This window comes from Rathayibacter sp. Leaf296, assembly GCF_001423045.1.
GTDB lineage: Bacteria > Actinomycetota > Actinomycetes > Actinomycetales > Microbacteriaceae > Rathayibacter > Rathayibacter caricis.
In genome coordinates this window covers 221,271-225,520 of the sequence record NZ_LMNR01000001.1, presented here as the reverse complement: position 1 = coordinate 225,520, position 4,250 = coordinate 221,271, and the positions used below count along the sequence as shown (strand labels likewise).

The window sequence follows — 4,250 nt, the reverse complement described above, 5'->3', positions numbered from 1 at the left end:
CCCCGCCGCCGTGACCCCCGGCGGACGGACCAGGAGCGAAGCCGTCGCACTCCCGGCTTCCCCTGCCCGCCGACCCGTCCGTAGATTCGATGCATGTCCTCCTCCGATCGCGAAGCCCGCCTCGCCGACGTGTTCGTCGCGCTCGCCGACGCCCTGCGCCCCGAGCACGACGTCATCGACACGATGGACACGCTCGTCGACGCCGCGACCCGCTTCACCGCGGCGGTCGACGCCGGCATCGTCCTGGCCGACGGCGAGGGCGCCCTCCACGTGATGGCCTCCACGAGCGAGCGCGCCGCCGAGATCGAGGAGGAGCAGCTCGGCACCCGCGAGGGCCCGTGCCTCGAGGCGTTCCACGGCGGGGCCGTCGTCGAGCTCGCCGACCTGCAGCAGTCCGAGCGCTGGCCCGACTTCACCCGCACCGCGCTCGACCGCGGCTTCCGCGCCGTGCACGCGACTCCGCTGCGCCACCGCGACCGCACCCTCGGCGCGATCAATGTCTTCGCGACCGAGCCCGGCCCCTTCAGCGACAACGACGTGGCCGTCCTGCAGGCCCTCGCCGACGTCGCCACCCTCGGCATCGTCTTCAGCGAGACCCTGCGCGAGCAGAACGACCTCACCGCGCAGCTGCAGCACGCGCTCGACTCCCGCGTCGTCATCGAGCAGGCCAAGGGCGTGCTCGCCGAGCGGCAGAGCATCAGCATCGACCACGCGTTCACGCTGCTCCGGAGTCACGGCCGCCGCACCGGCGCGCGGCTGCGCGACGTGGCGAACGGAGTAGTCGCCACCACCGGCACCCTCTGATCCCGCAGCGAGGGAGCCTCCGCCGGGCCGGACCGAGCCGCGACCGGCACGCTGCGCCTCCCCCTCGCGCGACCCGGCCGGGCGCAACCCCACCACCGCATCCCGCGCCGAGGCGTAACGTGGCTCCCGCATCCTGGACCCCGATGCTCGGCCGACAGGCCTCAGAGGGTCGGGGAGACGCATGGACACAGCACGCACGGACGGACCACGAGCGCGGCGCGGGGCGGCGCCATGGGCTTCCTGAAACTCGACTCCCTGCCGTCCCTGCAGGTGGACGACACCACTCTCACGCGTCTCGAGTACGCGACGGCGATCCTTCGCCGCGACGGAGGCTCCGGCCTGTTCGTCTGGGTCGCCGAGGGAACCCCGCTCTCGGTCGCCACGATCGCGCTGTCGGAGGCGACGCCTATGGTCATCGAGTACGACTCGGCTGAGCCGAGCGAGCCGGACATCGCGTCGGTGACGCGACTGCTCGTGCGGGCGCGCGGGGCCACGGGCGAGTGGATCATCGGACGCCTGGCCGACCGGGTGCACTGACCCCCGGCCCGGCCGCTTGCGATCGCCGACCGCAGAACGGCCGGTGATCGTCGCCCCGCGGTCGGCAGGGATCAGCCGAACCTCACACCGTCGAGATCGCGGCCGTGTGCACCGCGTGCTCCGGCTCGGGCGAGATCCGCAGCCCCTGGGCGCTGTAGGAGTCCATCAGCAGCCGCCGCACCCACTCCGGATTGATCGACGGGGCGCGCCCGCCGAAGTACTTGAAGCGCAGCGGGATCCCCGGATGCAGCCACAGCGAGGTGCGACCGTCCCCGGCCGCTCCGGCGTCGCGCCACGAGAAGTAGAACGACTCGCCCTTGCCGAGCTTCGTGCCGATCACGATCTGCAGATGCGCGAGCAGGCGGTCGTCGAAGTCGGCCTCCGTCGTCGAGTCGTAGATCATCCTGCCCATGGTGAACCCCTGTCGCCGTCGCGATCCCCGCCGGACCGCTGCTCGGGCGGTGCCGTGAACGCCCTCGCATCTTCGACGCTACTCAGGGACCCCCGGCGCGCAACCCCGTGGACAGACCGGTCCGGGGCCGTCACACCGGTCGATCCGCGCCGCCCCCCTGGTGCGCAGTCCCGTCAAGCCCCGAGCCCCGCGACCCCGGATGTTCATCCCGCGCCTCCAGAATGTCGGGCACTCACCCCGGTCCGCCGGTCGTGGACCGGATCCGCCCCTCGGCGATCCCGCGGGAGATGCCGACCGGCAGCCGTCCCGCCCGTTCGCGGTCCTGCCCTCGAGGGCCGCCCTCTGCGGCGGGAGCCCACCGTGAACCACCCCCTCAGCAGCGCGACGATCGGCCTGCTCTCGACCTTCCCGCCCACGCGCTGCGGGCTCGCGACCTTCTCGCAGTCCCTGGCGGCCGCGCTCGTCGAGTCGCACGGCGCGTCGATCCGCACCGTCCGGGTGATGGACGAGCTGGCGGTGCCCGGCGCCGCCGCTCCCGGCCGCGGGCAGGAGGTGGTCGCCGAGCTCGTCGCCGGCGACCCCCGCAGCATCGCCGCCGCCGCCCGTGCGCTCAGCCGCAGCGAGGTCGCGGTGATCCAGCACGAGTACGGCATCTACGGCGGGCCCGACGGGTCCGACGTGATCGACGTGCTGGAGCAGCTGACCGTTCCCGCGATCGCGGTGCTGCACACGGTCCTCGAGACGCCGAGCCCGTCGCAACGCCTCGTGCTCGAGAGGGTCGCCGCTCTCGCCGACGCCGTCGTCGTGATGACCGCGGTCGCCGCCGAGATCCTCGAGCGCTGCTACGACGTCGATCCGGACCGCGTCGGCGTCATCGCCCACGGCGTGCCGGTGTGGAGTGGCGCGACGGCCGCGAGCAGCCGCCCGGAGCGACCGCGGATCATCACATGGGGTCTGATCGGCCCGGGCAAGGGCATCGAGTGGGGCATCCGCGCGATCGCCGAGCTGCGCGCCGCCGGAGTCGCCGCGACCTACACCGTCCACGGGCAGACCCACCCGAAGGTGCTGGCCTCGCACGGCGAGGCCTACCGCGAGTCCCTGGCCGCGCTCGTCACCGAGCTCGGGCTCGAGGACGACGTCCTGCTCGACGGCCGCTACCTCGATCCGGGTGAGCTCGCCGCCGCGGTCGCCGAGGCCGACGCGGTCCTGCTCCCCTACGACTCGCGCAACCAGGTCACATCCGGCGTGCTGGTCGAGGCGCTCTCGGCCGGCAAGCCGGTGGTCGCGACCGCGTTCCCGCACGCCCTCGAGCTGCTCGGCGGACCGCAGGGCCGGTCCGTCGCGCACCAGGATCCGGAGGCGATGGCACGGGCGCTCGACGAGGTGCTCTCCGGCACGGGCGGTGCCGCTCCGATCGCTCCCACCGCCCTCTCCTGGCCGGACGCCGCCGGTCGCTACCTCGACCTGATCCGCCGCCTGCGCGTGGAGCGCGCGGCGTGACCGGCCCGCGCGCCGCCCCGCTGCCCTACGCGCACCTCGACGCGCTGACCGACGAGCGGAGCCTCTTCGAGCACGCGCTCCTCGACGTCCCCCGGAGGGAGCACGGCTACTGCGTCGACGACGCGTCCCGCGCGCTGATCGTCGTGGTGCAGGAGCCCGAGCAGTCCTTCCTCACCCGGCGGCTGACGGAGCAGTACCTGCGCTTCCTCGAGCACGCGGCCGACGAGGACGGAGCGGTGCACAACCGCATGGACGCGGGCGGCGCGCTCGTCGACGACGCCTCGGTCGGCGACTGGTGGGGACGGAGCGTCTGGGCGGCCGGCATCGCGGCGGCGCACGCCGAGCTGCCCCTGACCCGGCGCCGGGCGATGCGGCTCTTCCTCCGGCTCGCCGAGCAGCGCTCACCCGACCTGCGCGCGATGACGTTCGCGGTGCTCGGTGCCGCGGAGGTCGTCGAGGTGCGCCCGCACTCCGCCGCCGCCGCACTGCTCCTCGTCGACGCCGCTCCGATGCTGCTGCGGGGCTCCGATCCCGGTTGGCCGTGGCCCGAGCCGCGGCTGCGCTACGCCAACGGCTGCATCCCCGAGGCGCTCCTCGCGGCCGGCGCGGCCCTCGGCGATCCTGCGCTGCTCGAGCGGGGCTTCGCGTCGCTCGCGTTCCTCCTCGAGACGGAGTCGCGCGACGGGCACCTCTCGGTCGCGGGCACCGAGGGCCGCGGTCCCGCGGATCGCGGTGCCCTGTTCGATCAGCAGCCGATCGAGGTGGCAGCGCTGGCCGCCGCCTGCGCCCGCGCGCTGAGCCTCGAGGAGGACCCGCTCTGGCGCGCCGGCCTCGCCTCCTGCTGGGCCTGGTTCCAGGGTGACAACGACTCCGCGACCGTCATGCTCGACCCCTCGACCGGCGCCGGCTTCGACGGCCTCGAGCCGACCGGGCGCAACGAGAACCGCGGAGCCGAGTCGACCGTCGCCGCTCTGCACACCTCGCTCGTGGTGCGCCG

At 74.0% G+C, this 4,250-nt stretch carries 5 protein-coding genes; 4 read left to right on the top strand and 1 reads right to left on the bottom strand.

What is annotated here, in order from left to right; genetic code table 11:
- The first annotated feature begins 93 nt into the window (after window positions 1-93).
- Both ASF46_RS01005 and ASF46_RS01000 read left to right on the top strand, forming a co-directional pair.
- Window positions 94-804, top strand: a complete 711-nt coding sequence (locus tag ASF46_RS01005) for a GAF and ANTAR domain-containing protein (protein ID WP_056866049.1) — start codon at window positions 94-96, stop codon at window positions 802-804.
- 231 nt (window positions 805-1,035) lie between these two features.
- Entirely contained in the window at window positions 1,036-1,341 is a 306-nt protein-coding gene (locus ASF46_RS01000) for a hypothetical protein (RefSeq protein ID WP_056866048.1), read from the top strand.
- Between the two features lie 82 nt (window positions 1,342-1,423).
- Here the strand turns inward: ASF46_RS01000 and ASF46_RS00995 are convergent, their stop codons facing one another.
- Entirely contained in the window at window positions 1,424-1,753 is a 330-nt protein-coding gene (locus tag ASF46_RS00995) for a hypothetical protein (RefSeq protein ID WP_056866047.1), read from the bottom strand.
- A gap of 360 nt (window positions 1,754-2,113) precedes the next feature.
- Here ASF46_RS00995 and ASF46_RS00990 point away from each other — a divergent pair, with 360 nt between their 5' ends.
- Complete coding sequence (locus tag ASF46_RS00990) at window positions 2,114-3,253, top strand: glycosyltransferase (protein ID WP_056866046.1); 1,140 nt, start codon at window positions 2,114-2,116, stop codon at window positions 3,251-3,253.
- Window positions 3,250-4,250, top strand: a 1,001-nt coding sequence (locus tag ASF46_RS00985; protein WP_056867380.1) for a hypothetical protein, incomplete at its 3' end; no start/stop codon positions are given. The genes ASF46_RS00990 and ASF46_RS00985, both read left to right, overlap by 4 nt.

What these genes read in the sequence shown, in the direction of transcription:
- ASF46_RS00995 (WP_056866047.1), bottom strand. Translation starts at nt 1,753, where the DNA reads ATGGGCAGGATGATCTACGACTCGACGACGGAGGCCGACTTCGACGAC.
- ASF46_RS01005 (WP_056866049.1), top strand. Translation starts at nt 94, where the DNA reads ATGTCCTCCTCCGATCGCGAAGCCCGCCTCGCCGACGTGTTCGTCGCG.
- ASF46_RS01000 (WP_056866048.1), top strand. Translation starts at nt 1,036, where the DNA reads ATGGGCTTCCTGAAACTCGACTCCCTGCCGTCCCTGCAGGTGGACGAC.